Genomic DNA, 415 nt, shown 5'->3' with positions numbered 1-415 from the left:
GTGAAAGCTGCGTTCTTCATCGATGCCGGAACCAAGAGATCCATTGTTGAAAGTTGTATTTTACTTTAAACATTTTCTCTGTTCCAATGAAGGCACAGATAAAGATCAGGCATTGTTTGAATACATGGTTACTAAAAGATCGGCCACCCCGTCTGGGTAAATCCTTCTGGGGAACTAGATCTAAAGCAGTTGTAAGTGCAGCGTTATCAACTAACGCTTCACACACACACCCGCAGTAAATCAACGTGTCATTCCCCGAAAGAAGAATGGTACCCTGAGGTAACCAAACACTGGCAAGTGCACAGGTTATTGTGTGCGAAGGGACCACGAGTTCCCTTGCACCAAATTTGTTCATCAATGATCCTTCCGCAGGTTCACCTACGGAAACCTTGTTACGACTTTTACTTCCCGTGAT

General features: G+C 44.3%; 1 protein-coding gene. It reads right to left on the bottom strand.

The features are described from left to right. Window positions 1-16: 16 nt before the first annotated feature. Window positions 17-415, bottom strand: a 399-nt coding sequence (locus CIL05_RS22475) for a hypothetical protein (RefSeq protein WP_206207829.1), incomplete at its 5' end; no start/stop codon positions are given.

Source organism: Virgibacillus profundi (assembly GCF_002287375.1).
GTDB classification, from domain to species: domain Bacteria; phylum Bacillota; class Bacilli; order Bacillales; family Amphibacillaceae; genus Virgibacillus_K; species Virgibacillus_K profundi.
This window is presented reverse-complemented; position numbering and strand designations above follow the sequence as displayed.